At 71.2% G+C, this 26553-nt stretch carries 22 protein-coding genes; 10 read left to right on the top strand and 12 right to left on the bottom strand.

What is annotated here, in order from left to right:
* Positions 1 to 12: 12 nt before the first annotated feature.
* Genes K7G59_RS14270 through K7G59_RS14260 form a run of 3 tightly spaced genes read right to left on the bottom strand, consistent with a single transcriptional unit; the run spans position 13 to position 4159 of the window.
* Positions 13 to 1611: a carboxyl transferase domain-containing protein gene (locus tag K7G59_RS14270; protein WP_225834079.1), complete on the bottom strand. Its 1599-nt coding sequence runs from the start codon at positions 1609 to 1611 to the stop codon at positions 13 to 15.
* Positions 1608 to 3368, bottom strand: coding sequence for an acyclic terpene utilization AtuA family protein (locus tag K7G59_RS14265; protein WP_225834077.1), 1761 nt, complete (start codon positions 3366 to 3368; stop codon positions 1608 to 1610). The genes K7G59_RS14270 and K7G59_RS14265 overlap by 4 nt, the downstream gene beginning before the upstream one ends.
* Entirely contained in the window at positions 3365 to 4159 is a 795-nt protein-coding gene (locus K7G59_RS14260; protein ID WP_225834075.1) for a TIGR03084 family metal-binding protein, read from the bottom strand. The genes K7G59_RS14265 and K7G59_RS14260 overlap by 4 nt, the downstream gene beginning before the upstream one ends.
* A gap of 125 nt (positions 4160 to 4284) precedes the next feature.
* On the opposite strand from K7G59_RS14260, the gene K7G59_RS14255 reads away from it, so the two are divergent.
* Positions 4285 to 5043, top strand: coding sequence for a class I SAM-dependent methyltransferase (locus K7G59_RS14255; protein ID WP_225834074.1), 759 nt, complete (start codon positions 4285 to 4287; stop codon positions 5041 to 5043).
* A gap of 15 nt (positions 5044 to 5058) precedes the next feature.
* Here K7G59_RS14255 and K7G59_RS14250 read toward each other — a convergent pair whose 3' ends face one another.
* Both K7G59_RS14250 and K7G59_RS14245 read right to left on the bottom strand, forming a co-directional pair.
* Positions 5059 to 5988 carry a DMT family transporter gene (locus K7G59_RS14250; protein ID WP_225834073.1) on the bottom strand — a complete coding sequence of 310 codons (930 nt, stop codon included), beginning with the start codon at positions 5986 to 5988 and terminating at the stop codon, positions 5059 to 5061.
* A 130-nt stretch (positions 5989 to 6118) separates the two neighbouring features.
* A complete protein-coding gene (locus K7G59_RS14245) occupies positions 6119 to 9115 on the bottom strand; it encodes an FAD-binding and (Fe-S)-binding domain-containing protein (RefSeq protein WP_225834072.1) in 2997 nt (998 codons plus the stop codon).
* A gap of 157 nt (positions 9116 to 9272) precedes the next feature.
* Between K7G59_RS14245 and serC the strand changes: the two genes are divergently transcribed.
* Positions 9273 to 10391 (top strand): phosphoserine transaminase, encoded by a 1119-nt coding sequence (serC, locus tag K7G59_RS14240; RefSeq protein WP_225834071.1) that lies wholly within the window; start codon positions 9273 to 9275, stop codon positions 10389 to 10391.
* Positions 10392 to 10604: 213 nt separating this feature from the next.
* On the top strand, positions 10605 to 11519 hold the full coding sequence (locus K7G59_RS14235; RefSeq protein WP_225834070.1) for an NAD(P)-dependent oxidoreductase: 915 nt from the start codon (positions 10605 to 10607) through the stop codon (positions 11517 to 11519).
* Here the strand turns inward: K7G59_RS14235 and K7G59_RS14230 are convergent.
* Entirely contained in the window at positions 11492 to 12769 is a 1278-nt protein-coding gene (locus K7G59_RS14230) for a glycosyltransferase (protein ID WP_225834069.1), read from the bottom strand. The two genes, K7G59_RS14235 and K7G59_RS14230, sit on opposite strands and share 28 nt — an antisense overlap.
* Before the next feature lie 320 nt (positions 12770 to 13089).
* Here K7G59_RS14230 and K7G59_RS14225 point away from each other — a divergent pair, with 320 nt between their 5' ends.
* Positions 13090 to 14610 carry a metallophosphoesterase family protein gene (locus K7G59_RS14225; protein WP_225834068.1) on the top strand — a complete coding sequence of 507 codons (1521 nt, stop codon included), beginning with the start codon at positions 13090 to 13092 and terminating at the stop codon, positions 14608 to 14610.
* 16 nt (positions 14611 to 14626) lie between these two features.
* Here the strand turns inward: K7G59_RS14225 and K7G59_RS14220 are convergent, their stop codons facing one another.
* Complete coding sequence (locus tag K7G59_RS14220) at positions 14627 to 15607, bottom strand: WD40 repeat domain-containing protein (protein WP_225834066.1); 981 nt, start codon at positions 15605 to 15607, stop codon at positions 14627 to 14629.
* 88 nt (positions 15608 to 15695) lie between these two features.
* Here K7G59_RS14220 and K7G59_RS14215 point away from each other — a divergent pair, with 88 nt between their 5' ends.
* Both K7G59_RS14215 and K7G59_RS14210 read left to right on the top strand, forming a co-directional pair.
* Positions 15696 to 16379 carry a GDSL-type esterase/lipase family protein gene (locus K7G59_RS14215; RefSeq protein WP_225834065.1) on the top strand — a complete coding sequence of 228 codons (684 nt, stop codon included), beginning with the start codon at positions 15696 to 15698 and terminating at the stop codon, positions 16377 to 16379.
* Positions 16380 to 16671: 292 nt separating this feature from the next.
* Positions 16672 to 17667 (top strand): aldo/keto reductase, encoded by a 996-nt coding sequence (locus K7G59_RS14210; RefSeq protein ID WP_225834064.1) that lies wholly within the window; start codon positions 16672 to 16674, stop codon positions 17665 to 17667.
* Positions 17668 to 17864: 197 nt separating this feature from the next.
* On the opposite strand, the gene thpR is transcribed toward K7G59_RS14210, so the two are convergent.
* Positions 17865 to 18437, bottom strand: a complete 573-nt coding sequence (thpR, locus tag K7G59_RS14205) for an RNA 2',3'-cyclic phosphodiesterase (protein WP_225834063.1) — start codon at positions 18435 to 18437, stop codon at positions 17865 to 17867.
* A gap of 40 nt (positions 18438 to 18477) precedes the next feature.
* Here thpR and K7G59_RS14200 point away from each other — a divergent pair, with 40 nt between their 5' ends.
* Entirely contained in the window at positions 18478 to 18993 is a 516-nt protein-coding gene (locus K7G59_RS14200) for a GNAT family N-acetyltransferase (protein WP_225834062.1), read from the top strand.
* Between the two features lie 54 nt (positions 18994 to 19047).
* Here K7G59_RS14200 and K7G59_RS14195 read toward each other — a convergent pair whose 3' ends face one another.
* Complete coding sequence (locus K7G59_RS14195; RefSeq protein WP_225834061.1) at positions 19048 to 20418, bottom strand: MFS transporter; 1371 nt, start codon at positions 20416 to 20418, stop codon at positions 19048 to 19050.
* 28 nt (positions 20419 to 20446) lie between these two features.
* Positions 20447 to 20884 (bottom strand): MarR family winged helix-turn-helix transcriptional regulator, encoded by a 438-nt coding sequence (locus K7G59_RS14190; protein ID WP_225834060.1) that lies wholly within the window; start codon positions 20882 to 20884, stop codon positions 20447 to 20449.
* A 153-nt stretch (positions 20885 to 21037) separates the two neighbouring features.
* Here K7G59_RS14190 and K7G59_RS14185 point away from each other — a divergent pair, with 153 nt between their 5' ends.
* The gene (locus K7G59_RS14185; RefSeq protein ID WP_225834059.1) at positions 21038 to 21220 is read left to right on the top strand and encodes a BrnA antitoxin family protein; all 183 of its coding nucleotides are present in this window, start codon (positions 21038 to 21040) and stop codon (positions 21218 to 21220) included.
* A 16-nt stretch (positions 21221 to 21236) separates the two neighbouring features.
* Here K7G59_RS14185 and K7G59_RS14180 read toward each other — a convergent pair whose 3' ends face one another.
* Positions 21237 to 22688 carry an NCS2 family permease gene (locus tag K7G59_RS14180; RefSeq protein WP_225834058.1) on the bottom strand — a complete coding sequence of 484 codons (1452 nt, stop codon included), beginning with the start codon at positions 22686 to 22688 and terminating at the stop codon, positions 21237 to 21239.
* Positions 22689 to 22800: 112 nt separating this feature from the next.
* Here K7G59_RS14180 and K7G59_RS14175 point away from each other — a divergent pair, with 112 nt between their 5' ends.
* Both K7G59_RS14175 and K7G59_RS14170 read left to right on the top strand, forming a co-directional pair.
* Positions 22801 to 23076 (top strand): DUF2530 domain-containing protein, encoded by a 276-nt coding sequence (locus K7G59_RS14175; RefSeq protein ID WP_225834057.1) that lies wholly within the window; start codon positions 22801 to 22803, stop codon positions 23074 to 23076.
* 75 nt (positions 23077 to 23151) lie between these two features.
* The gene (locus K7G59_RS14170) at positions 23152 to 25548 is read left to right on the top strand and encodes an HAD-IC family P-type ATPase (RefSeq protein WP_225834056.1); all 2397 of its coding nucleotides are present in this window, start codon (positions 23152 to 23154) and stop codon (positions 25546 to 25548) included.
* 39 nt (positions 25549 to 25587) lie between these two features.
* Here K7G59_RS14170 and K7G59_RS14165 read toward each other — a convergent pair whose 3' ends face one another.
* On the bottom strand, positions 25588 to 26412 hold the full coding sequence (locus tag K7G59_RS14165) for a hypothetical protein (RefSeq protein WP_225834055.1): 825 nt from the start codon (positions 26410 to 26412) through the stop codon (positions 25588 to 25590).
* Between the last annotated feature and the right edge of the window lie 141 nt (positions 26413 to 26553).

The following is a 26553-nucleotide window of genomic DNA, read 5'->3' as shown; positions in this document are numbered from 1 at the left end:
CCGTCATGACCGTCACATCCGGAAGACGCCGAAGCCGCCGCGCGCACCCTCGTAAGGGGCGGTGTGGAGGGCGGACAGGCACAGGCCGAGGACGGTGCGGGTGTCGCGCGGGTCGATGACGCCGTCGTCGTACAGCCGCCCGGACAGGAACATCGGCAGTGACTCGGACTCGATCTGCTGTTCCACCATGGCGCGCAGGGCGGCGTCGGCGTCCTCGTCGTACGGCTGCCCCTTCGCCGCCGCCGACTGCCGGGCGACGATCGACAGCACGCCCGCGAGCTGCTGCGGGCCCATGACGGCCGACTTGGCGCTGGGCCAGGCGAACAGGAAGCGCGGGTCGTAGGCGCGCCCGCACATGCCGTAGTGCCCGGCGCCGTACGACGCCCCCATGAGCACCGACAGGTGAGGGACCTTCGAGTTGCTGACCGCGTTGATCATCATCGAGCCGTGCTTGATGATCCCGCCCTGTTCGTACTCCTTGCCGACCATGTAGCCGGTGGTGTTGTGCAGGAAGAGCAGCGGGATGTCGCGCTGGTTGGCGAGCTGGATGAACTGGGCTGCCTTCTGCGACTCCTCGCTGAACAGCACGCCCTGCGCGTTGGCCAGGATGCCGACCGGGTAGCCGTGCAGGCTCGCCCAGCCGGTCGCCAGGCTCGTCCCGTACAGGGGTTTGAACTCGTCGAAGTCGGAGCCGTCGACCAGGCGGGCGATGACCTCTCGCGGGTCGAACGGGGTCTTCAGGTCGCCGGGGACGATGCCGAGCAGTTCCTCCGGGTCGTGCACGGGCGGGGCCGCCGGGCCGGGATCGCGGTAGGCCTTGCGGTGGTTCAGGCGGGCGATCACGCGGCGGGCCTGGCGCAGCGCGTCCTGCTCGTCCACGGCGAAGTAGTCGGCGAGGCCGGACACGCGCGCGTGCATCTCGGCGCCGCCCAGGGACTCGTCGTCGCTCTCCTCGCCGGTCGCCATCTTCACCAGCGGCGGCCCGCCGAGGAACACCTTCGCCCGCTCCTTGACCATGATCACGTGGTCGGACATGCCGGGGATGTACGCCCCGCCCGCCGTGGAGTTGCCGAAGACGACGGCCACGGTGGGGATACCGGCGGCGGACAGGCGGGTGAGGTCCCGGAAGACGGCGCCGCCGGGGATGAAGATCTCCTTCTGCGAGGGCAGGTCGGCGCCGCCGGACTCCACCAGGCTGATGCAGGGCAGCCGGTTGGCGAGGGCGATCTCGTTGGCGCGCAGGGACTTCTTCAGGGTCCAGGGGTTGCTGGCGCCGCCGCGCACGGTCGGGTCGTTGGCGGTGATCAGGCATTCCACGCCCTCGACCACGCCGATGCCGGTGACCACGGAGGCGCCGACGGGGTGGTCGCTGCCCCAGGCGGCCAGCGGGGACAGTTCCAGGAAGGGGGTGTCGGGGTCGACCAGCAGCTCGATGCGCTCGCGGGCGAGCAGCTTGCCGCGTCCACGGTGCCGTGCGACGTACTTCTCGCCGCCGCCCGCGAGGGCCTTGGCGTGCTCGGCCTCCAGGTCGGCGAGCTTGGCGAGCATGGCCTCGCGGTGGGACCGGTAGTCGGGGCCGGTGGTGTCGAGGGCGGAGGTCAGGACGGTCACAGGAGGGCCTCCGGGATGTCCAGGTGGCGGGAGCGCAGCCATTCGCCGAGGGCCTTGGCCTGCGGATCGAAGCGGTGCTGGGAGGCGACGCCGGTACCGAGGATCCCCTCGATCACGAAGTTGAGGGCGCGCAGGTTCGGCAGTACGTGCCGGGTGACGGGCAGGTGCCGGGTCTCCGGGAGCAGTTCCCGCAGCCGGTCGGCGGTCAGTTCGTGCACGAGCCACCGCCAGGCCGCGTCGGACGCGCAGGAGCGCACCCACACCCCCACGTTGGCGTTGCCGCCCTTGTCCCCGCTGCGGGCCCCGGCGACCAGGCCGAGGGGGGCGCGGCGGGTGGGGGCGGGCGGGAGCGGCTCGGGGAGCGGCGGGTGGGGCAGGTCGCCGGGGGTGTCGGGGACGTCGGGGGTGTCGGGGGTGTCAGGGGTGTCAGGGGTGTCAGGTACGAGGGTGTCCCGGGCGGAGAGCACAGGCACCCGGCGTCCATCGTGAAGGACGGCCACATGGTCGACGGCACCATGGGGGACATACACATCCTCGAAGACCCCATACGGGGTGCCCTTCCCGGGTGGCGCCAGTACATGGAAGCCGGGGTAGCTGGCCAGCGCCAGTTCGATCGCTGCCCCGCTCAGTGCCCGCCCCACGGTCCGCTCGTCCGGGTCCCGTACGACGAGCCGCAGCAGGGCGCTGGCCGTCTCCTCGGTGTCGGCGTCGGCACGGTCGGTGCGCACGAGGTCCCAACGGACCTCGGCGGGCGGTGACTCGGCGAGCGCGTCGGTGAGCTGCTCGCGCACGAGCGCCGCCTTGGCCTCGATGTCGAGCCCGGTGAGGACGAAGACGACCTCGTTGCGGAAGCCGCCGAGCCGGTTCAGGCCGACCTTGAGCGTGGGCGGCGGCGCCTCCCCGCGCACCCCCTCGATCCGCACCCGGTCGGGCCCCTCCTGGCTCAGCCGTACGGTGTCCAGCCGGGTGGTGACGTCGGGCCCGGGGTACCGGGCGCCGCCGGTCTCGTACAGCAGCTGTGCGGTGACGGTGCCGACGTCGATGAATCCTCCGGTGCCGGGGTGCTTGGTGATGACGCTGCTGCCGTCGGCGTGGATCTCGGCGATCGGGAAGCCGGGACGGCGTACGGCCCCCTGCCCGCGCTCCGCGAAGAAGGCGTAGTTGCCGCCGGTGGCCTGTGGCCCGCACTCCAGCACGTGCCCGGCGGCGACGGCGCCCGCGAGACGGTCGTACTCCCCGGGGCGCCAGCCGAAGCGGGCTGCGGCGGGCCCGGTGACGAGCGCCGCGTCGGTCACCCGGCCGGTGATCACCACGTCCGCGCCCGCCCGCAGGCACTCGGCGATACCGAAGCCGCCGAGGTAGGCGTGGGCGGCGAGGGTGTGGGGGTGGTCGGCGGTGAGGTCGTCGCCCTCGACGTGCGCGACCCGGACGGGGATGCCGAGCCGGCCGGCCAGCTCCCGCACGGCGTCGGCGAGTCCGGCCGGGTTGAGTCCGCCGGCGTTGGTGACGAGCCGTACGCCGCGCTCGTGGGCGAGGCCGAGGCAGTCTTCCAGCTGGCGCAGGAAGGTGCGGGCGTATCCGGCGGCCGGGTCCTTCAGCCGGTCCCGGCCCAGGATGAGCATGGTGAGTTCGGCGAGGTAGTCGCCGGTGAGGACGTCGACCTCGCCGCCGGTGAGCATCTCGCGCAGGGCGTCGAAGCGGTCGCCGTAGAAGCCGGAGAAGTTGCCGATGCGCAGGGGGCCGGCGCCCGCCGTCACCGTCCGGCCTCCTTGGGCGGGCGGCCGGTGCCGGCCGGACCGGCGAAGGCCTGGGCGATGCCGAGCCAGCGGTCGGCGTCCGGGCCCTCGGCCCGGACGGCGAGGTCGGCGCGGTGCGCGCGCTGGGTGACGAGGAGACAGAAGTCGAGGGCGGGGCCGGTGACCCGCTGGGGCGCGTCCTCGGGGCCGTACGTCCACAGGGCTCCGGAGGGGGCCGTCAGCTCGACGCGGAACTCCTCCCCGGGTACCGGAAGCCCGTGCACCCCGAAGGCGAAGTTTCGTGCGCGTACCCCGATGCGGACCACATGCCTGAGCCGGTCGGTGGGTGTGCGCACCACGCCGAGGGCGTCCGCCACATCCTGGCCGTGGGCCCAGGTCTCCATAAGACGTCCGGTGGCCATAGAGGCGGCCGACATGGGTGGCCCGAACCAGGGGAAGCGGGCGCCGTGCGGGGCGGACCGGAGCGCCCGGTCCAGCGCGGCCCGGCCCTCCCGCCAGCGGGACAGCAGTTCCGCGGGCGGGATCCGGGCGCCTTCGTCGGCTGCCTCGTCCACGAAGGAGTCGGGGGCCGCCAGCGCCCGCTTCAGGACCTCCTGGAAGCCCTCCTCGTCCGTGACGGCGAGCAGCGCGGCCCGGTCCGTCCAGTGCAGGTGGGCGATCTGGTGGGCGATGCTCCAGCGAGCGGCGGGTGTCGCGAGCGCCCACTCCTCCTCGCTCAACCCGGCCACCAGGCGGTCGAGTTCTCCACTTTCCTCACGCAGGTCGTCGAAGACGGGCGTCGGCTCAGACATGGGGGGAGCATGGCAGCGACCCGAGAAACAATCAAGCATGCTTGCATGAATTTGGCCGGGGAGGCCCCGGCGGCCCACCGGAAAACCGGGCGCGCCGGACGGGCCGCAGGCCGTACGGTCGTCGGATGCTCCATGACGAAGAAGACGCAGAGGGCGACGGCTACTTCGGGGAGTCCGTCGCGGGGACGTACGACGAGTCGGCGGCGGACATGTTCGACGCGCAGGTCGTGGAACCGGCGGTCGATCTGCTGGCGGAGCTGGCCGGTGACGGCCGGGCGCTGGAACTGGGCATCGGCACCGGGCGCATCGCACTGCCCCTGGCGCGGCGCGGCATCGAGGTGCAGGGCATCGACCTGTCCCGGGCGATGGTGGCCCGGCTGCGGGCCAAGCCGGGCGGCGAAGCGGTCGGGGTGACGATCGGCGACTTCGCCACGACCCGGGTGGACGGCGAATTCTCCGTGGCCTACCTGGTCTTCAACACCGTCATGAATCTGACGTCACAGGACGCCCAGGTGGACTGCTTCCGCAATGTCGCGGACCATCTGCAGCCCGGCGGCCGGTTCGTCGTCGAGGTGATGGTCCCCGATCTGCGCCGGCTTCCGCCCGGGCAGACCGCGGTGCCGTTCCATGTGGGCGGCGACCGGCTGGGCTTCGACGTCTACGACGTCGCGACCCAGTCGATGAGTTCGCACCATGTCAGGGTCACCGACGGCCGCGGCTCCTACCTGTCGATCCCGTTCCGGTACGTGTGGCCCGCGGAGCTGGACCTGATGGCGCGGCTGGCCGGGATGCGGCTGTGCGACCGCTGGGAGGACTGGACGCGGCGGCCCTTCACCAGCGAGAGCAGCGGCCATGTGTCGGTCTGGGAGAAACCGGCCGACTGACCGTGCACCCCCTCCTCATGCCTCCCCCACGGCCGCCTTACCCCGGCCGACCTGCGTCCGCACGGCGCCGACGCTCGCCGCGATGACCAGGGCGATCGCCGCGGCCTGGGTCACGGACAGGGACTGTCCGAGGATCAGGAAGCCGGCGCAGGCCGCGAGGGCCGGTTCCAGGCTCATGAGGATGGCGAAGGTGGAGGCGGGCAGGCGGCGCAGGGCCAGGAGCTCCAGGGTGTAGGGCAGGACCGAGGAGAGGATGGCCACCGCGGAGCCGAGGGCCACGGTCGTCGGGTCGAGCAGCCGGGTGCCGGCGTCGGCGATGCCCACGGGGAGGCAGAGCAGGGCCGCGACCGCCATGGCGAGCGCCAGTCCGTCCGCCTGCGGAAAGCGGCGTCCCGTGCGGGCGCTGAAGACTATGTAGGCCGCCCACATGGCGCCCGCGCCTAGGGCGAAGGCGACACCCACGGTGTCGAGATCACCGAAGCCCCCACCGCCCAGAAGGAAGACACCGGCGAGGGCCAGTGCCGCCCAGAGGGCGTTGATCGCCCGGCGGGAGGCCAGCACGGACAGGGCCAGCGGGCCGAGCACTTCGAGGGTGACGGCGAGGCCCAGCGGGACACGGGCGACCGCCTCGTAGAAGAGGCCGTTCATCGCACCCATGGCCGTCCCGAAGGCGATCACCGTGCCCCAGTCGGTACGCGAGTGGCCACGCAGCCGGGGACGGCAGACGACAAGGAGCACGACGGCCGCCGCGAGCAGCCGCAGGGTGACGACGCCGAGGGCACCGGCCCGCGGCATCAGCGTCACCGCGAGCGCCCCGCCGAACTGCACCGAGACGCCCCCTGCCAGCACCAGCCCGACCGGCCCGAGCGAGCCGGGTGGGCCGAACCGGCGCGGTGTTCCTGCGGGGGCGACCGGGGTCGGCGTGGTGGCGGTCGAGGTGGTCACGGGCGGTTCCAGGTGCTTGATCGGGTTCGTTCATCACGATGTACTACCAGGTCCAGGGTAATAGACCTGGTCAGGTGCATGAACCAGGTATGGAGCTGTCCTGGCTGGTGGGTGCCGTCCCGCGTGCAGCCTAGGTTTCTGTTCGCCCGCCGTTCGGCCTCTCCTCCTCCACCGCCTGCTCGACCGCTTGCTCCACCGCCTGCTCCACCCCCTCCTCCACCGCCTCCTCCAGCGCCTGCGCCAGCACCTCCGCCAGGTGCCGCCCCCGCGCCCCGGCCAGGTGCTCCAGCTGGGTGCGGCACGAGAAGCCGTCCGCCAGGATCACCGCTCCCTCGGGGGCCTGCCGTACGGACGGCAGGAGGTGTTCCTCCGCACAGCTGCGGGACACCTCGAAGTGGCCTTTCTCGAAACCGAAGTTTCCCGCCAGGCCGCAGCAGCCGCCGGAGAGTTCACCGGTCAGGCCGGCTGCCGAGCGCAGCGCGCGGTCAGGGGCATCGCCGAGAACCGCGTGCTGGTGGCAGTGGGTCTGCCCGGCGACCGGGCGGTTCACGGGGGGCGGCGTCCAGTGCGGGGCGTGCTGTTGCAGGGTCTCGGCGAAGGTGCGGACCGCCGCTGCCAGACGCGCCGCGCGCGGGTCGTCCGGCAGGAGTTCCGGGAGGTCGGTGCGCAGGGCCGCCGCGCAGCTGGGCTCCAGGACGACCACCGGGACCCCGGCCTCCAGCACCGGTTCCATCAGGTCCAGGGTGCGGCGCATCACCTTACGGGCGCGGTCGAGCTGACCGGTGGAGACGTACGTCAGGCCGCAGCAGACCCGGCTGCGGCGGACCGCCTGCAGCGCGACCGCCGGTCTCGGGCGGGTCCGTGGTCCGCCGTCCGCGATCCCGCGACCGCGCAGCCGCACGGTCGGCGGCAGTGCCACCCGCAGCCCCGCCGCCCGCAGGACGCGGACGGCCGCCCGGCCGACGGACGGGGAGAGATGCTCGGTGAAGGTGTCCGGCCACAGCACGACCAGGTCGCCGTGGCCGTCGCCTCCCGGCCGTCCCTCGCGGCGCCACCAGCGGGTGAACGTCTGCGACGCCAGGCGGGGGATCTCCCGCTCCGGTGCGATCCCGCCGAGCCGCTTCCCCGCCCACGCCCAGGGCCGTGCCGAGGTGAGCACGTTGAGCAGGGGGGCCGTGCGGGTCAGCGACACCCGGCCCAGCCACTGCGGCAGGCGGCCCATGACCACGTGCGCGGCGGGGCGGCGGCGGCCCGCGTAGTGGTGGTGCAGGAACTCCGCCTTGTAGGTGGCCATGTCGACGCCGACCGGGCAGTCCGAGCGGCAGGCCTTGCAGGACAGGCACAGGTCGAGGGCGTCCCGGACCTCCGTGGACCGCCAGCCGTCGGTGACCAGCTCACCGGCGAGCATCTCGTGCAGCAGCCGGGCCCGCCCGCGCGTCGAGTGCTCCTCCTCCCCGGTCGCGCGGAAGGACGGGCACATGACGGCGGGGCCGGACACCGTCGTCGTACGGCATTTCGCCACGCCGACGCAGCGGCGGACGGCGGCGCGGAAGTCACCGCCGTCGGCCGGGTAGCCGAAGGCCACCGGTACCGGCTCGCGGGGCAGGGCGGCGAAGCGGAGACCGGAGTCCAGCGGGGCCGGGCGGACCAGGATGCCCGGGTTGAGGAGGTCGTCGGGGTCCCAGATCCCCTTGACCCGCTCGAAGAGCCGCACCATCTCCTCGCCGTACATCCTCGGCAGCAGCTCGGCCCGCGCCTGCCCGTCGCCGTGCTCCCCGGAGAGCGAGCCGCCGTGGGACACCACCAGGTCGGCCACTTCCTCCGAGAAGCGCCGGAAGCGGGCGACACCAGGCCCGGTGAGCAGGTCGAAGTCGATGCGGACGTGGATGCAGCCGTCGCCGAAGTGGCCGTACGGAGTGCCCCGCAGCCCGTGGGCGGCGAGCAGGGCGCGGAAGTCCCGCAGGTAGGCGCCGAGCCGGGCGGGCGGCACCGCGCAGTCCTCCCAGCCGGGCCAGGCTTCGGTGCCGTCCGGCATCCGTGTCGCCGTGCCGCTCGCGTCCTCGCGGATGCGCCACAGGGCCCGCTGGACCGCCGGGTCCGTCACCACGAGGGAGTCGACGGCATCGGCCGCGCGGACGATCTCCTGCGCACGCGCGTGTGCCGCGGCCGGCGAATCCCCACCGGTCTCCACGAACAGCCACGCGCCGCCCCGGGGCAGCCCGGCGGTCGAGGGCACCAGGTCGGCCGCCATGCCCTCCACGGTCAGCGGCCCTCCCCCGCTCTCGGCTCCGCTCGAGCGGGGGAGCAGACCCACAGCGGCCTCGGCGGCGGCGCTCTCCTCGCCGTACCCCAGCACGGCGAGGGCACGCGCGCGGGGCATCTCCACCAGCCCTACGACCGCCTGCGTGAGAATGCCCAGAGTGCCTTCGGAGCCGCAGAAGGAACGGGCGATGTCGGCTCCCTTCTCGGGCAGCAGCGCATCCAGCGCGTACCCGGAGATACGGCGGGGCAGTTCGGGGAAACCGGTGCGCAGCCGGGCCAGGTCGCCCTCGACCAGGGTGCGCAGCCCGTCCGGGGCGCCCGCCCAGCCCCGCCCGAGCCGCAGCCGCCGCCCGCGCACGGTGATCACCGACAGCTCCCGGACGCTGTCCGCGGTGGTCCCCCAGGCGACCGAGTGGGACCCGCAGGAGTTGTTGCCGATCATCCCGCCGAGCGTGCACCGGCTGTGCGTGGACGGGTCGGGGCCGAAGCGCAGGCCGTGCGGGGCCGCGGCCTCCTGGAGCCGGTCGAGGACGAGACCCGGCTGGACGAGGGCGGTGCGGGTGCCGGGGTCCAGTTCCAGCAGCCCGTTCATGTGCCGGGTGAAATCCAGTACGACACCGGTACCGGTCGCCTGCCCGGCGATCGACGTACCACCGCCGCGCGCGACCACCGGCACCCCGTGCGTCCGGCACACCTCCAGGGCGGCGGCCACGTCGTCCTCGTCTCTGGGCGTCACCACGCCCAGCGGCACACGCCGGTAGTTGGACGCGTCCATGGTGACCAGCGCCCGGGACGTCGTGTCGAACCCGACCTCGCCCCGGACGGCGCTGCGCAGTTCCGCTTCAAGGCCCGAGAGATCCGTCATGCGTCCAGGATGCATCCGATCACACACAGTCACCGCGACTTGTCCACAGCCGCACGCATATCGTCGTATGAAGTCACAGGTTCGCGGCGCGTCGGTCTCGTCTCATCGGACGGACACGGTTTCCGTCCCGTTTCGCCCAGCGGATACCCTCCGACTCGTGGCCGACATCCAGATCCCCGCTGACATCAAGCCCGCCGACGGACGCTTCGGCGCTGGCCCCTCCAAGGTGCGGACCGAGGCGCTGGACGCCCTCGCCGCCACCGGTACCTCCCTCATGGGCACCTCCCACCGCCAGGCGCCCGTCAAGAACCTGGTGGGCCAGGTCCGCGAAGGCATCAGCTCCCTGTTCTCCCTGCCCGACGGCTACGAGGTCGTCCTCGGCAACGGCGGCTCCACCGCCTTCTGGGACATCGCCACCCACGGTCTGATCGAGAACAAGTCCCAGCACCTCAACTTCGGCGAGTTCTCCTCGAAGTTCGCCAAGGCCGCCAAGCTCGCCCCCTGGCTGGCCGAGCCGACCGTCATCGCCACCGACCCGGGCACCCACCCCGAGGCGCAGGCCGAGGCGGGCGTGGACGTCTACGCCTTCACCCACAACGAGACCTCCACCGGTGTCGCCATGCCGATCAAGCGCGTGACCGGCGCCGACGAGGGTGCGCTCGTCCTCGTGGACGCCACCTCCGGCGCGGGCGGCCTCCCGGTCGACATCGCCGAGACCGACGTCTACTACTTCGCCCCGCAGAAGTCCTTCGCCGCCGACGGCGGCCTGTGGATCGCCCTCTTCTCCCCGGCCGCGATCGAGCGCGCCGAGCGCGTCCACGCGAGCGGGCGGCATGTCCCGGAGTTCTTCTCGCTGCCGACGGCGATCGACAACTCCCGCAAGAACCAGACGTACAACACCCCGGCCCTCGCCACCCTCTTCCTGCTGAACCAGCAGCTGGAGTGGCTCAACGGACAGGGCGGCCTGGCCTGGTCCACGGCCCGTACGAAGGACTCCTCGACCCGCCTGTACTCCTGGGCGGAGGAGAGCAAGTACGCCACCCCGTTCGTCTCGGACCCGGCCAAGCGTTCCCAGGTCATCGGCACGATCGACTTCTCCGACGAGATCGACGCGGCGGCCGTCGCCAAGGCGCTGCGCGCCAACGGCATCGTGGACACCGAGCCGTACCGCAAGCTCGGCCGCAACCAGCTGCGCATCGCGATGTTCCCGGCGGTCGACCCGGCGGACGTCGAGGCCCTGACGAAGTGCATCGACTACGTGATCGAGAAGCTCTGACCCGAGGGGCTCTGACCCGAGGGGCTCTGACCCGAGGGGCTCTGACCACTCTCCCGGTATGACCGACCGGGAAGGGCGCCCTGCGGAGTAATCACCGCGGGGCGCCGAGGAGTCGGGGGCTGCTCCCGCCTGGCCTTCTCCCCCGTGTCACAGGCAGCCCGGCTGTCTCGTCTCAGGTCTCGGAGACAGACTTCCGGATCAAGGGTGATGGTCATGCACGTATTCGTGGCAGGCGGGAGCGGGGTCCTGGGCCGGCGGCTGGTGATGCAGCTGGTGGCCCGGGGCCACCAGGTGACAGCCACAACGACGAGTCCGGCCAAGCTGGACCTGCTGGCGCAGCTCGGCGCCGAAGGCGTCGTGATGGACGGGCTGAACGCGGTCTCGGTCGGCGAGGCGGTGGCCGCGGCCCGGCCGGACGCGATCGTGAACCAGATGACGGGCCTTTCCGAGGCGCACGCCGGCAAGCTCAACCTGCGCAACGCCGACCGTTACTTCGCGCCCACCAACCAGCTCCGCACCAAGGGGATGGACCATCTGCTGTCCGCTGCCGAGGCGACCGGCGTCTCGCACGTCGTCACGCAGAGCCACGCCAGTTCCAACGGAATCCGCGAGGGCGGATGGGTCAAGACCGAGGACGACCCGCTCCAGGTGGTGGAGGGGACGAAGGCCCTCGGCCACCTGGAGGCCGCGGTCGTCAGGGCTGGTGGCGCGGCCCTGCGCTACGGCGCGTTCTACGGGCCGGGCGCCAACGACGACCAGGTCAGGATGGTGCGCAAGCGGATGTTCCCGATCGTCGGGGGCGGCACCGGCTACTTCTCCTGGGTACATCTCGACGACGCGGCGAGTGCCACCGTCCTGGCGGTGGAACAGCGGGCGCAGGGTGTGTTCAACATCGTCGATGACGAGCCGGCACCGGTCAGCGATTGGCTTCCCCATCTCGCGCGGTGCGCCGGGGCCAAGCCACCGCGGCGGCTCCCCGCGTGGCTGGCCCGGCTGCTGGCCGGCGAGATGCTGGTGGGCATGATGGCCGAGGGGCGTGGCTTCTCCAACGCCAAGGCCAGGCGGGAGCTGGGCTGGGAACCGCGGTACCCGTCGTGGCGTCAGGGCTTCCGCGAAGAGCTGGCCTGAACTGCTGCTGCTCGCGAGCGCCCCGGAAGACCGTCTTCGCGCCGGACGCCCTCGAGCAGCAGCTCGGCGGCCACCGTCGCCCCGTCGGCGCGGACCGTGCCGGACACGGCCCTTGCCCGGTCGCGGGTCTCGGGGGTCAGGACGGTCTTGAGCGCGGCCGACAGGGACTCGAAGGTCGGAGTCGGCCCGTCGTGCGCCACGCCGATCCCCAGCCCGGCCACCCGGCCGGCCCAGTACGGCTGGTCCGCCAGCTGGGGTACCACCACCTGGGGCGCGCCGGCCCGGGCGGCCGTCGTCGTGGTACCCGCGCCGCCGTGATGCACGACGGCTGCCACCCGCCCGAACAGCGCCTGGTGGTTGGCCTCGCCGACGACGAAACAGTCGTCCCGGTCGTCGATCAGGGTCAGGTCGGCCCAGCCGCGGGACACCACGGCCCGGCGGCCCTGCGCGCGCACCGCGTCGACGGCGACCTGGGCGACGTCCGCCGACGCGTGCATGGGCATGCTGCCGAAGCCGACGTACACCGGCGGATCGCCGGCGTCCAGGAACGCCACCAGATCGTCCGGCAGGGGGCGTTCGTCCGGGACGATCCACGCGCCGGTCTGCACGACGTCGAGGTCGGCCATCCCCTGCCACGGATCGAGGGCCGGGTCGGTGGCCAGCCACGGCCGGGCGCCGATGACGTAGTCGCGGACGTGGTCCACCGGGGGCAGGCCGATCGACGCCCGGTTGATGTTGAGCGCCTCCCCGAACAACTCGTCGACGGTCCGGGCGTCCAGGTCCCACAGCACCCTGTTGTCGGTCACCTCCGGCGGGAGCGGGCGGCCCGGATAGGCAAGCGGCGGGCGGTGCGGCGACGGCAGGGTGACCTGCTGGAAGGTCACCGACACGGAGGGAATGCCGAGTTTCTCGGCCACCGACAGCGCACCGGCCGTGGCCGGCAGCATGCCGGTCGCCACCAGCACGTCGCACCCCTCGGCCGCCGCGGTCACCGCGTCCAGCAGGCCGGCGATGATCGCCGCCGCGCGCTGGGAGATGGACGACGCGGGCAGCGCCGCCTTCGTCAGCGCACGGGCCGACGGGCCGACCGGCACCATGGGCACGCCGACCCCGGCCAGCCGCTGGGCGAAGTCCTCGTCCGGCGGCGCGCACACCCGCACCTCGGCGCCGAGTTCCCGCAACTGCACGGCGAGCCCCGCCATCGGCTCGACGTCCCCACGTGACCCATACGTGGACAACAGCACGCGCATTTTCCCAACTCCCCTATTTCCCACGGCTTCCTCGCCTCGGCCGACGATTCTGGGACACCCAGGGGGCCTTGCCGCAAGGCCCCCTGTGCGCTATACGTTGAGAGTGGCAAGGAGTGGACGAGCTCCTTGCCTTTGCTGTGTGTCGTGAAATGTGCGCGAGTAGGGTGCCTGGCACCAACTTCGTCGTACGACAAGGGCGTTACATGCCGATCGCACGCAGATCGTTACTGACCGGCTCGACGGTTGCCGCGGCCACCACCGCATTCGGCACCTCGGGGAGCGCTGAAGCCTCCAGCCGTTCACAGTCCGCTCCGCTCCCCTTGCTCCAGCGCACGCCGGGCAGCCTCGGCGTGCCCGGCGTGACAGGGCTGCACCTTCAGTTCGGCGCCGACCCCGCCACCGAGATGACCGTCTCCTGGATCAGCCCCCGGTCCGTACGCCGTCCGCAGGTGCGCCTCGGCTCCCCGGACGGAGGCGACGGGCAGGTGATCGACGCCGAGACCCGCACCTACCGCGACGGGCTCTCCGGGCAGGAGGTGTACGTCCACCACGCCCGCCTCAGCAGGCTGCGGCCGGAAACCACCTACCTGTACTCGGCCGGGCACGACGGGGCCGCGCCGGAGAGCGGTTCGTTCACCACGGCGCCACGCCGTCGCACCGCGTTCACCTTCACCAGCTTCGGCGACCAGGGCACGCCCAATCTGCGGCGGGTCGTCAAGTGGCCCACCGGCGACACCCCTTACCCTTCGCCGGCAGGACGCTTCCCGCTCTACACCAGCACCCAGGCCGGCACTCCGGCCTCCGCCGACATCGTGGCCGCGGTGGAACGGGTCGATCCGCTGTTCAACCTGGTGAACGGCGACCTGTGCTACGCCGGTGCGGCCGGCGTCATCGGTGAGGACCGCGTCGCCACCTGGGCGGACTGGTTCATCAGCAACAGCCGTTCGACGCGGCTGCGTCCGTGGATGCCCTGCGTCGGCAACGGCGAGAACGAGAAGGGCAACGGCCCCTTGGGGGTGAGTGGTTACCAGACCTACTTCACCCTGCCCGAGTCGACGGCCGCCGCCGATCCCGAGACCCAGGGCCTGTGGTACGCCTTCACCGTCGGCGCCGTCCGCTTCATCAGCCTGGCCAACGACGACGTGGCGATCCAGGACAGCGGCGACACCTACGTGAACGGATACTCCGCCGGGGAACAACGCCGTTGGCTCGAAAGGGAACTGAAGGCGGCGCGCGGGAACGACGGGATCGACTGGATCGTCGTCTTCATGCACCACCCGATGATCTCCAGCAGCCGCAGCGGCAGCGGCAGCGACCTCGGGATCCGCAAGGCATGGGGCCCGCTCTTCGACATGTACGAGGTGGACCTGGTGCTCTGCGGGCACGAGCACTACTACGAGCGGTCACTGCCGGTCCGCGGTGCCCTGCCGAACGAGGCCCTCACCCCGATCCCGGTCTCCACCAGCACCGATGTCATCGACACCAGCAAGGGCACCGTCCACATGATCATCGGGGGCGGCGGCAACTTCGCCACCAACCAGGACGACCTGTTCGACGAACCCAAGGGCCGCGTCGTCGTCGACCTGAGCTCGGACATGCAGGGCCGCCACCGCAAAGGGATCTTCGTCACCGAAGACGCCCCCTGGCGCGCCGTCCAGGATCGCGTCCACACCCACGGCTTCGCCGCCTTCGACGTCGACCCCGGCGACCGCCGCACCGGCCGCACCCGGATACACGTCACCTACTACACCTTCGACGGCCCCTACGCGGACCTCACCCCGGTGGACACCTTCACCCTCGAACGCCCCCGCACCGACGCCCGGCACCAAGGGAGGCGGTGAGGCGGGCGCACGGCACTCAGCCCCTGCGCCGCAGCCGCCGCAGCCCGAGCAGGGCCAGGATCCCGGCGACCAGGGCGACACCGACCTTCACGCTGCCGCCGACGGAGCCGGCACCGCCCCCGGCCGCGGCAGGACCCCGGCCGCCGGCCGGGGTCCTGCCGTCGTGTCCCCCCGGCGCGTCCTGCACCTGCACCGGGCTGTCCTCGCCCTCGCTGCCGTACAGCAGCTTCGTACCGTCGGCCGAGTAGGTGAGGGACTCCCCCTGTCCCTGGAGGGGTACGTCGAGCTGGCCCTCGCGCGTGATCCGGCCGCCGTTCCAGGCGTAGGAGATACCGCCGAAGTAGCCGCGTACGGCGAGTTGTCGCCCGTCCGGCGAGAAGGCGGCATCGGTGGCCCAGAGGTCGACGGCGGCGACCGGTCTGAACACGTTCGCGCCGGAGGTGGAGAGCGTCGCGGGGCCCTCGTAGAGGTGCCCTCCGTTCTCCTTCTTGTCGACGATGTACACGCGCCCGGTCTTCGGGTGGACGAGGAGCGACTCGGCGTCCCTCGGCCCGTCCGCGTACTTCACGACGTACTGCGTGGCCGTGATCGTCTGGTCCTTGAGCACCTTCGGCTCGGGCAGCCTGTAGATCCACACGAACGGCCACTTGCCGCCGAGGTTGTCACCGATGTCGCCGACGTAGATCTGGTTGCCCGGGCCGATGGAGATGGCCTCGACGTCGCGCGGGGAGCCGATGCCGCGCAGCGTCACCGTGGCGACGGTCTCACCGGTCGCGCTGTCGACGGCGTAGATGTACGGGCCGTCGTCGCTGTCGTTGTGCGTCCAGTAGATGCCGGGGTGCAGGTGGGAGGCGGCCAGGCCGCTGGACTCGGTGATCCGTGGGTCCTTGATCGTGAAACCCCGGTCACCGGTGCCGTCACCGTCCGTGGCGGAGGCGGCCACGGCGAGGGCGCCCACGAGGAGGGCCCCGGCGAGGAGGGCGAACGATCGACGCATGCCCCAAGACTGCCATCCCCGCCGGTGACTCACCCGGGGTGGCGGGCCTCACACGCCAGCCGGGCACCTGATCTACGATGATGAGCGGATGCTCAGGTTCATGCCCGTAGGCGACTCCATGACGATCGGCAGCGCGGGCGAACACACGTGGCGCTACCGGCTGTGGCAACACCTGTGCCGGACGTACGGCGGTCCGTTCACCTTCGTCGGCCCCCGCGAAACGCTGTACGACAAGACCACCGAAGCACCGACGTCGTACGAGTACGCCGACCCCGACTTCCCGCGCGCCCACCTGGCCGGCTGGGGCGAGGGCTGGCTGCACATGGCCCCGCTGGTCGGGGAGGCGGTGCGCACGTACGGGGCCGACGTGCTGCTGGTCTCCCTCGGACTGATCGACCTCGGCTTCTACACGAACGCCGAGCAGACGGCGCAGAACGTGCGCGCCTTCGTCGCACAGGCCCGGGAGGCCGCGCCGCGCATCCGCATGGTGCTGCTGCCGGTGATACCGAACATCCGGGCCGAGGTGGACGCGCCCTTCGCCGAGCAGGTGGACCGCTTCAACGACCTGCTCGCCGAGGCGGTCGCCGACCTGGACGAGCCCCGCTCGCCGATCCTGCTGGCCTCGCCGCCCGAGGCGTACGACATCCACGTCGACACCTACGACGGCACCCATCCGGGCGTGAGCGGGGAGCACCGGATCGCGGGGGCGTTCGCGGGGGCGATGTGGGAGTCGTGGGGAATCGGACAGGCGTACGCGGCCGGAACAGATTGACCGAATTCCGCCGTCTCCTGGTCACGCATCGTTGAACCGCGCGGCTGCATTCTCCGACGGGTCAGCCGGGGAGGAGCGCCACGATGTCGTCCGCCCGAAGGGCGGGGCCCGCGGCGTCTGGTGCGGTGCACCGCAAGGCGGAGGGTCGTCCGCGTACTGGGCGTACACGGACGATCCCGACAACGCGGCGAGGTGCCGTGCCAGGCGTCGCGGGCCAGACGGAACTTCCGAAACACGCCCTAGAACCCAGTCGCTTGCCTAGAGCCCACTCCAAGCCGTTGGCTGGTCGACCATGGAGTACACGCAGCTAGGACGCACCGGACTCAAGGTCAGCCGACTCGTCCTCGGCACCATGAACTTCGGTCCGCAGACCGACGAGGCCGTCAGCCACGCCATCATGGACGCGGCGCTGGACGCGGGCGTCAACTTCTTCGACACCGCCAACGTGTACGGCTGGGGCGAGAACAAGGGCCGCACCGAGAGGATCATCGGCAACTGGTTCGCCCAGGGCGGTGAGCGGCGGGACAAGGTCGTCCTCGCCACCAAGGTGTACGGCAACATGGCCCCCGACGGCGGGTCGGCCTGGCCCAACCACGACAGGTTGTCCGCCCTCAACATCCGGCGCGCGGTGGACGCCAGCCTCAAGCGGCTGCAGACCGACTACATCGACGTCTACCAGTTCCACCACGTCGACCGGAACACACCCTTCGACGAGATCTGGCAGGCCGTCGACGTCCTGGTCCAGCAGGGCAAGATCCTCTACGTCGGCTCGTCGAACTTCCCCGGCTACAAGATCGCCCAGGCCAACGAGACCGCCGCCCGGCGCGGCGGCACGATCGGCCTGGTCAGCGAGCAGTGCCTGTACAACCTCTTCGAGCGCCGCGCCGAGATGGAGATCATTCCGGCCGCGCGGGAGTACGGCCTCGGAGTCATCCCCTGGTCGCCGCTGCACGGCGGCCTGCTGGGCGGGGTGATCCAGAAGGAGGTGCGGGGCAGTCGCCGCGCCACCGGCCGGGCCGCCGACGCCCTCGCCGACCCCGCCGCCCGCGCCCGGATCCAGTCCTACGAGGACCTGTGCGACAAGCACGGCCTGGCGCCCGGCGAGGTCGCCCTGGCCTGGCTGCTGACCCGGCCGGGTGTGACCGGGCCCATCGTCGGTCCGCGCACGGCCGAGCAGCTGGAGTCCGCCCTGCGGGCCGTGGAGCTCGAGCTGGGCGAGGACGTGCTCCTCACCCTGGAAGAGACGTTCCCGGGTCCGGGAGCCTCCCCGGAGGCCTTCGCCTGGTGACAGCGCAGGAGTGAATCACCCCGGAGGCGCGGGGAACTGCGCGGCCGGCCACACACGGTTCGCGGCCGAAGGCCGCCGGCAGTTCCCCGGCCTCCGGCCCCTACTTGATCGCGGAGGACAAAGCCACCACCACGAACAACAGCACAAGCACACCGGCCATGATCCGGTTCCGGGTTTTCGGGTCCACGTAACCGAGCCTAACCAACCCCGCCGAGTTGCCAGCGGGCAACCGCCTCGTACCGCGGCTGCTCCCCCGCCACCCCCGACGTCGGCAGGTTGCTGCGCATCAGCACGAGGTCGGCCACGGTCCAGCTCCGGCTGGTGAACTCGGCGAGCGCGGCGACGTACGGCCGCACCTGCACCGGATGCCGGCTCCGGGCCACCGTCAGGTGGGCCAGGTAGCGGCGGTGCTCCTCCATCGCAAGCCCGCACTTGCGGCCCGCGGCCTCCGCACGGCCGGCCAGCTGCCGCATCACCGGCAGGTCCCCGTCGGCGCCCACCCACAGCACCTGACCGCGCCCGAACTGGCCGCCGCCCCGGAGGGCCAGCGGGAAGGGGTCGGTGTGCCGGGCCGCCCGCTGCAGGCGGGCCGACAGCTCGGGTACGACGTCCTCGCCGACCTCGCCGTAGAAGGCGAGCGTGAAGTGCCAGCCGGGCCGGTTGGTCCAGCGCAGCCGCTCCGTGCCGGGCAGCTTCTTCAACCCGGCGACGGCGGCGGCGAGTTCGTGGACGACCTGCTCCGGGGGCAGCACCGCGGCGAAGAGTCTCATGTGCTCACCATCGCAGACACGTGCGGGGCATGCTGAGGGCATGACGATCAGCATCCGCGAAGGAAGCCTCGACGACGTTCCTCTCATCATCGGCATGTTCGACAGCTCCGTCGCCTGGCTGGTCTCCCAGGGACGGACCCGGCAGTGGGGCAGCGAGCCCCTGTCACCGAACCCGAAGTTCGTGGAGATGGTCGAGGGGTACGTCTCCCGGGGCACCCCTTACATAGCCGAGGTGGACGGCGTCCCGGCCGCCACGCTCACCCTGAGCAGCGCGCCCGGCCCCTACCTGGAGCCCGCCGACGAGCCCGAGCGGTACATCCACCTGCTGGCCTCCGACCGCCGCTTCAAGGGCCACGGCGCCGGTGCCGCGCTGCTCGCCCATGCGGCCGAGGTGACCCGGCAGGCGGGGATCTCCCTGCTGCGCGTGGACTGCTACGCGGGCGACGACGGCAAGCTGGTCGCCTTCTACGAGAAGAACGGTTTCATCCCGACGGAGTCCTTCACCCACGGCCCGGAGGCGTGGCCGGGGCAGGTGCTGGCCCGCAGGGTGCTGTAGCTCTCCCCTGCCGGTGGCCGTCCCCCGCGCCCGGGCACCCTCCCGACCGCACGCTCACGCCGCCGTGGCCAGCTGCTCCCGCTCGCGCGGCACGAAGCGGACCCGTGGGCGGCCGTCGTGCCAGGCCACGGACAGGCGCAGGCCGCCGACGCGGGCCAGGACGAGTCCGATGGTGGCGGCAGCGGCGGCCGACACCGCGCCACCGGCGGCGAAGCCGACCCGGGGGCCGTAGGTGTCGGTGATCCAGCCGACGACGGGCGCGCCGAGCGGCGTACCGCCCATGAAGACCATCATGAACAGGGCCATCACCCGGCCGCGCATGGCCGGGTCGGTGGCCATCTGGACGGCCGTGTTCGCGGTGACGTTGACCGTGAGCCCGCACACCCCGATCGGGACCATGAGCAGCGCGAACAGCCAGTACGACGGCGCGAGCGCGGCCATGGTCTCCAGCGCGCCGAACGCCGTCGCGGCGGCGATCAGCACCCGGAGCCGGGCCGTGCCCCGGCGGGCGGCGAGCAGCGCGCCGCCCAGGGAGCCGACGGCGATCAGGGTGTTGAAGAGGCTGTAGGTGCCGGCACCGGCGTGGAAGACGTCGTCGGCGTAGGCGGACAGCCAGACCGGGAAGTTGAAGCCGAAGGTGCCGATGAACCCGACCAGCACGATCGGCCAGAGCAGCTCGGGGCGGCCGGCGACGTGGCGCAGGCCCTCCCGCAGCTGCCCCTTGCCACGCGGGGCGCGCTCCACCACGTGCAGCTCGCGGGTGCGCATGAGCAGCAGGCCGGCGAGGGGGGCGGCGAAGGACAGGCCGTTGGCGAGGAACGCCCAGCCGGTGCCCACACTGGTGATCAGGAGACCGGCGACGGCGGGGCCGACCAGGCGGGCGGACTGGAAGTTCGCGGAGTTCAGGCTGACCGCGTTCTGCAGCTGCTCGGGGCCGACCATCTCGGAGACGAAGGACTGGCGGGCGGGGTTGTCGACCACGGTGGCGAGGCCGACGGCGAACGCCGCGACATAGACGTGCCAGACCTGGACGTGACCGGTGAGCGTCAGCGCGGCGAGCACCAGGCCGGTGACGGCCATGGCCGTCTGGGTGACCAGCAGCGTGGGGCGCTTGGGGAGGCGGTCCACGAGGACGCCGCCGTAGAGGCCGAACAGCAGCATCGGCAGGAACTGCAGGGCCGTCGTGACACCGACGGCCGCGGAGGATCCGGTGAGGCTGAGGACGAGCCAGTCCTGGGCGATGCGCTGCATCCAGGTGCCGGTGTTGGAGACCACCTGGCCCATGAAGAACAGGCGGTAGTTCCGGATCCTCAGCGAACCGAACATCGAGGACGTGCGGGACACAGAGGTGGAAGCGGGGGTGGAAGCGGGGGTCGTAGGGGTGGTCGGTGCGGGGGCGGAAGGTGCTCCGGATCCCGTACTCAAAAGGGTTCGCCTCCTTGGGTCAGGGCCTTTACAGGTGCGCGAGTTTCTCCAGTACCGGGGCGGCGGCGCGCAGGGTCACCCACTCGTCCTCGTCGAGGCCCTCGACCAGGCGCGCCAGGAACGCGTTGCGCTTGCGGCGGCTCTCCTCGAGCATCGCCTCGGCCTGCTCGGTCTGGGTGACGACCTTCTGGCGCCGGTCCTCGGGGTGCGGCTCGAGCCTGACCAGCCCCTTGGCTTCGAGCAGCGCGACGATACGGGTCATCGACGGGGGCTGGACGTGCTCCTTGCGCGCGAGTTCGCCTGGGGTGGCGGAGCCGCAGCGGGAGAGGGTGCCGAGCACCGACATCTCGGTGGGGCTCAGCGACTCGTCGACCCGCTGGTGCTTGAGCCGACGGGACAGCCGCATCACTGCGGAACGAAGAGCGTTCACGGCGGCTTCGTCGTCGCCATGGGTAAGGTCCGGCATGTTCTTTAGAGTAACTCATTACCCTCTCTAAAGACCACCGGAGCGCGCCCGAACTCCGTGACGGTCGTCACTGAACCATCAGGTCACCCATACGGGTGAGGAGGTTCCGGAAAGTGACGCGAGGAATGGCCGGATGTGGCCAACCTCGTAGGCATGGCGACCACCGTGCTCAGCCTGCGGATGGACGGGGAGCTGCTCGAAAGGCTCCGGCACCACGCGGCGAAAAGAGGAATGAGCGTGCAGGACTATGTGGTCCGCACGCTCATTCGGGACGACTTCGACGAACGGTTCCACACCGCCGTCGAGGAGACGGAGAAGTTCTACGGCCTCACGTGAGGCCGTAGCGACCCGGTCAGGTCAGGCCCAGGGCCGGCATCAGGTAGAAGAAGGCGAACACCGCCGACACGACGTACATCGGCACCGGGATCTCCCGGGGCCGCCCGGCAGCCAGGCGCAGCACCACGAAGGTGATGAAGCCCATGCCGATGCCGTTCGTGATCGAGTACGTGAACGGCATCATCAGCATCGTCACGAACGCCGGGACCGCGATGGTGTAGTCCGCCCAGTCGATCTCCTTGACGGAGTTCGAGAGGATCAGGAAGCCCACCGCGACCAGGGCCGGGGTGGCCGCCTGGGACGGCACCATCGTGGCGACCGGGGTGAGGAAGAGCGCCGCCGTGAAGAGGCCGCCCGTGACGACGTTCGCGAGGCCGGTGCGGGCGCCCTCGCCGACGCCCGCCGTGGACTCCACGAACGCGGTGGTCGCCGAGGAGGAGCTGGCGCCGCCCGCCGCGACCGCGAAGCCGTCGATGAAGAGCACCTTGTTGATGCCCGGCATGTAGCCCTCGGCGTCGGTCAGCTTGGCCTCGTCACTGATGCCCATGATCGTGCCCATCGCGTCGAAGAAGCACGACAGCAGGACCGTGAAGACGAAGAGGATCCCGGTCAGCACACCGACCTTGGAGAAGCCGCCGAAGAGGCTGACCTTGCCGATCAGACCGAAGTCGGGCGTGGCCACCGGGTTGCCCGGCCACTTCGGGACCGTAAGGCCCCACGAGGGGACCTTGGCGACCGCGTTGATGATCATCGCGAGGACGGTCATCCCGACGATGGAGATCAGGATCGCGCCCGGCACCTTGCGCACGATCAGGGCGAAGGTGAGCAGTGCGCCCAGGATGAAGACCAGCACCGGCCAGCCCAGGAGGTGGCCGTTGCCGCCGAGCTGGAGCGGGACGGTGGTCTGGGCGATGTCCGGGATGCGGCTGACGAAGCCGGAGTCGACCAGGCCGATCAGCATGATGAACAGGCCGATGCCGATGGAGATGGCCTTGCGCAGGCCGTAGGGCACGGCGTTCATCACGCGCTCGCGCAGCCCGGTGGCGACGAGCAGCATGACCACGAAGCCGGCGAGGACGACCATGCCCATCGCGTCCGGCCAGCTCATCCGGGGCGCGAGCTGCAGCGCGACGACCGTGTTGACGCCGAGGCCGGCGGCCAGCGCGATCGGGACGTTGCCGAGGACACCCATGAGGAGGGTGGTGACGGCGGCGGTCAGCGCCGTCGCCGTGACCAGCTGGCCGTGGTCCAGGTGGTGCCCGTACATGTCCTTGGCGCTGCCGAGGATGATCGGGTTCAGCACGATGATGTAGGCCATCGCGAAGAAGGTGGCGAAACCGCCGCGGATCTCACGGGCCACGGAGCTGCCGCGCTCGGAGATGCGGAAGTAGCGGTCGAGGGGGCCGAGAACGGGCGCCTGCCCGGGCTTCTCGGGGGCGGGGACCTTGGCGGCGGCCGAGGTGGGCATTTGTATGTTCCTACGAGCAGAAGCGGACAGACGCAAACGGTTTCAGTATGAACATATAAATTGGTTGAACGCTACTCCGCGCGTAGACAAGACGGCCTCGTAAGCTGTGCGCATGGCTAAGTGGACCCCGAGGCACGAGGCGCCGGAGCCCCTGGAGGGCCCCGTGGTCGCCACCATCACCGGCGGCACCATCGTGTGGTTCGTCCTCTTCCTGGTCCAGCTCCCTTTCTACGGCTGGTTCCACGACCACGGCCACCTGTGGTGGCTGTGGACGTGCCTGGCCGGCGGCGGGCTCGGGCTGATCGGTGTCTGGTACGTCCGCAAGCGGGACGCGGCCATCAGACGGGCCGCCGAGAACGGGCGGGACGCAGCACTGCGAGCGCAGTAGCCGCCCTCCTCCCTGGGTCGGAACTTCCCTCCGCTCGGCAGGTGAAGGCGCCCGTCCGCACGTAACGTCGGATGCATGACCCATATAGACGCGGGCGCGGAACTCGACCCCGTGCATCCGGTGGCCCTCCCGGTGACCAGACCGACAGGGCTCACCGGCGCCGAAGTCGCAGAACGCGTCGCGCGCGGGCAGGTCAATGACGTTCCGGTGCGCAGCAGCCGCTCGTTCGGCGAGATCGTCCGGGCGAACGTCTTCACCCGGTTCAACGCGATCATCGGCGTGCTCTGGGTGATCATGCTGTTCGTCGCGCCGATCCAGGACAGCTTCTTCGGCTTCGTGATCCTCGCCAACACCGGCATCGGCATCGTGCAGGAGTGGCGGGCCAAGCAGACCCTGGACTCCCTCGCCGTGATCGGAGAGGCCCGGCCGACCGTGCGGCGGGACGGGATCGCCGTCGAAGTCGCCACGAACGAGATCGTGCTGGGCGACCTCATCGAGACGGGCCCCGGCGACAAGATCGTCGTGGATGGTGTGTGCGCCGAGGCCGACGGGCTGGAGATCGACGAGTCGCTGCTCACCGGTGAGGCCGACCCCGTCGTCAAACGGCCCGGCGACCAGGTCATGTCGGGCAGCTTCGTGGTGGCGGGCGGCGGCGCCTTCACCGCGACCAAGGTGGGCCGGGAGGCCTACGCCGCCCAGCTCGCCGAGGAGGCCTCCCGCTTCACTCTCGTCCACTCCGAACTGCGCACCGGCATCTCCGTCATCCTGAAGTACGTGACCTGGATGATGGTCCCGGCGGCCGTCGGGCTCGTCATCACCCAGCTGGTGGTCAAGGACTACGGCTTCAAGGACGCCGTGGCCCGCACCGTCGGCGGTATCGTCCCCATGGTCCCGGAGGGGCTGGTGCTGCTCACCTCGGTCGCCTTCGCCATCGGTGTCATCCGGCTGGGCCGCCGGCAGTGCCTCGTGCAGGAACTCCCGGCCATCGAGGGCCTGGCCCGCGTGGACACGGTGTGCCTGGACAAGACCGGGACGCTGACCGAGGGCGGCATGGACGTCACCCAGCTCCGCCCGCTCGACGGGGCCGACGAGGCGTACGTACGCAAGGTGCTCGGCGCCCTCGGGGAGTCCGACCCGCGCCCCAACGCCTCCCTCCAGGCCGTCATCGACGCCTTCCCCGACAGCGAGGAATGGCGCTGCGTGGAGTCGCTGCCGTTCTCCTCGGCCCGCAAGTACAGCGGGGCCGCGTTCAGCGAGGGCGACGGCGAGACCAGCACCTGGCTGCTGGGAGCGCCCGACGTGCTGCTCGCCCCCGACGACCGGGCCCTGGCCGAGATCGAGCAGCTCAACGAGCAGGGGCTGCGCGTCCTGCTGCTGGCCCGTGCCACCCGCGACCTGGACGATCCCGAGCCGGCCCGGGGCGCCCGCCCCACCGCCCTGGTCGTCCTCGACCAGCGGCTGCGGCCCGACGCGGCGGACACCCTGGGTTACTTCGCCGAGCAGCGCGTGCGGGCCAAGGTGATCTCCGGGGACAACGCGGTCTCCGTCGGCGCGGTCGCCGCCAAGCTGGGGCTCACGGGCGCCGCGGTGGACGCGCGGCGGCTGCCCGCCGACCGGAAGGGGATGGCCGAGGCGCTGGACGAGGCGACCGTCTTCGGCCGGGTCACCCCCCAGCAGAAGCGGGACATGGTCGGCGCGCTCCAGTCGCGCGGGCACACGGTCGCGATGACCGGCGACGGCGTGAACGACGTGCTGGCCCTGAAGGACGCCGACATCGGCGTGGCCATGGGCTCGGGCTCGGAGGCGACCCGGGCGGTCGCCCAGATCGTGCTGCTGGACAACAGTTTCGCCACGCTGCCGTCGGTGGTCGCCGAGGGCCGCCGGGTGATCGGCAACATCACGCGGGTGGCGACCCTGTTCCTGGTGAAGACGGTCTACTCGGTGCTGCTGGCCCTGCTGGTGGTGTGCTGGCGGGTCGAGTACCCGTTCCTGCCCCGGCACCTGACGCTGCTGTCCACCCTCACCATCGGCGTCCCGGCGTTCTTCCTCGCCCTCGCCCCGAACAGGGAACGCGCGCGACCGCACTTCGTACGGCTGGTGATGCGGTACGCGGTCCCGGGGGGCGTGGTGGCCGGGGCGGCGACCTTCGTGATGTACCTGGTCGCCCGGCATCACTACACCGGGCCGGGCCAGCTGAACGCGGAGACCAGCGCGGCGACCCTGACCCTGTTCCTGGTCTCGATGTGGGTCCTGGCGATCATCGCCCGCCCCTACACCTGGTGGCGGACCGTCCTGGTGGCCGCGATGGGCCTGGGCTTCGTCGTCGTCCTGGCGGTGCCGTCCCTGCAGCGCTTCTTCGCCCTGAAACTGGTGGGTGTCACCATGCCGTGGACGGCGGTCGGCGTGGCGGTGGTGGCGGCGGCCGGCCTGGAGTTCCTGTGGAAATGGGCCGACCGCCGCTTCCCCGCGTGAGAGCGTGAGAGCTACCGCGGGGCAGTCACGGCGTGGGGGTTACTGCACGTCGACGTAGTCGGCCGACGAGCTGACGGCGGCCGTGGTCGAGGTGCCCGCGTAGCTGTAGCGGTAGTAACCGTCGTAGGTGGCGGTGGTCGTCGTCTTCAGGTAGCCCGTGGAGGACGACGTGATCGTCTTGAGGGTGGTCCAGGTCGTGGTGCCACCCTTGCGGTACTGGAGCTTGACGGACTGGCTGGCGAGCGGGATGTACGTTTTGTGGTCCCAGTCCGCACGGGTGAGCTTGCCGGCGACCGTGATGGTCGACCCCTTCTTCACCGGCTCGGGCGTGGCGTCGGCGGTGAGCTTGGAGTAGCGCTGCACCAGGGTGGTGCCCAGACCGCTCTGGTCCTTGTAGCCGACCTTGCTCAGATCGGCGGGGTTGTCCTGGTTCTGGCCGTTGAACGCGACGGCCTCGGCGGCCACGCTCCAGCTGCCGGCCCAGGCGTTCTTCAGGTCACCGTCGGCCGGGTAGATGTCGACCGTGCCGGTGCAGGTGGCGGTCGTGGCGGAGGTGTCGGTGCAGGTGGCCGGCTGGTCGCCGTACAGCTCCGCGGTCGGGGTGTCGTACGTGCCCTTGTACAGGAAGGCGTCCGTGTAGAAGTCGGAGGCCTTGATGTTGACGTCCGAGCCGTGGGTCAGCGTGTACGAGTACTTGGCGCTGACCTCATAGGTGGTGCCGACCTTGATCGACTTGGCGATCGTGACGTTCGAGAAGCTGACGTTCAGCGTGTACGGCGCCCCGGCGGCGTGCGCGGCGGGCACGGCGAGGGCGGACAGGGCCAGGGCGCCGGAAACGGCGGCCACAGCGGCACGTATGCGCATGTGCGTCCCTTGGAGGGAGAAGTGATCTAGGAGTCGGTTGACTCAAGCGATCAGATCCGCAGGACATGCCACTGGTTGTACGGTCGTTGCCTCCCACAGCCAGATTTTGTGCGCCGATTGCCGATCCATTGCACAAGTGAG

It is taken from the genome of Streptomyces sp. NK08204 (genome assembly GCF_020400585.1).
Taxonomy (GTDB): Bacteria; Actinomycetota; Actinomycetes; order Streptomycetales; family Streptomycetaceae; genus Streptomyces.
This window is presented reverse-complemented; position numbering and strand designations above follow the sequence as displayed.

Coding starts and splice junctions, on each gene's coding strand:
- K7G59_RS14190 (WP_225834060.1), bottom strand. CDS start 20,884: ATGCCGGACCTTACCCATGGCGACGACGAAGCCGCCGTGAACGCTCTT.
- K7G59_RS14245 (WP_225834072.1), bottom strand. CDS start 9,115: ATGACGGATCTCTCGGGCCTTGAAGCGGAACTGCGCAGCGCCGTCCGG.
- K7G59_RS14215 (WP_225834065.1), top strand. CDS start 15,696: ATGCTCAGGTTCATGCCCGTAGGCGACTCCATGACGATCGGCAGCGCG.
- K7G59_RS14200 (WP_225834062.1), top strand. CDS start 18,478: ATGACGATCAGCATCCGCGAAGGAAGCCTCGACGACGTTCCTCTCATC.
- K7G59_RS14235 (WP_225834070.1), top strand. CDS start 10,605: ATGCACGTATTCGTGGCAGGCGGGAGCGGGGTCCTGGGCCGGCGGCTG.
- K7G59_RS14185 (WP_225834059.1), top strand. CDS start 21,038: ATGGCGACCACCGTGCTCAGCCTGCGGATGGACGGGGAGCTGCTCGAA.
- K7G59_RS14175 (WP_225834057.1), top strand. CDS start 22,801: ATGGCTAAGTGGACCCCGAGGCACGAGGCGCCGGAGCCCCTGGAGGGC.
- K7G59_RS14220 (WP_225834066.1), bottom strand. CDS start 15,607: ATGCGTCGATCGTTCGCCCTCCTCGCCGGGGCCCTCCTCGTGGGCGCC.
- K7G59_RS14180 (WP_225834058.1), bottom strand. CDS start 22,688: ATGCCCACCTCGGCCGCCGCCAAGGTCCCCGCCCCCGAGAAGCCCGGG.
- K7G59_RS14230 (WP_225834069.1), bottom strand. CDS start 12,769: ATGCGCGTGCTGTTGTCCACGTATGGGTCACGTGGGGACGTCGAGCCG.
- thpR (WP_225834063.1), bottom strand. CDS start 18,437: ATGAGACTCTTCGCCGCGGTGCTGCCCCCGGAGCAGGTCGTCCACGAA.
- K7G59_RS14170 (WP_225834056.1), top strand. CDS start 23,152: ATGACCCATATAGACGCGGGCGCGGAACTCGACCCCGTGCATCCGGTG.
- K7G59_RS14255 (WP_225834074.1), top strand. CDS start 4,285: ATGCTCCATGACGAAGAAGACGCAGAGGGCGACGGCTACTTCGGGGAG.
- K7G59_RS14260 (WP_225834075.1), bottom strand. CDS start 4,159: ATGTCTGAGCCGACGCCCGTCTTCGACGACCTGCGTGAGGAAAGTGGA.
- K7G59_RS14210 (WP_225834064.1), top strand. CDS start 16,672: ATGGAGTACACGCAGCTAGGACGCACCGGACTCAAGGTCAGCCGACTC.
- K7G59_RS14165 (WP_225834055.1), bottom strand. CDS start 26,412: ATGCGCATACGTGCCGCTGTGGCCGCCGTTTCCGGCGCCCTGGCCCTG.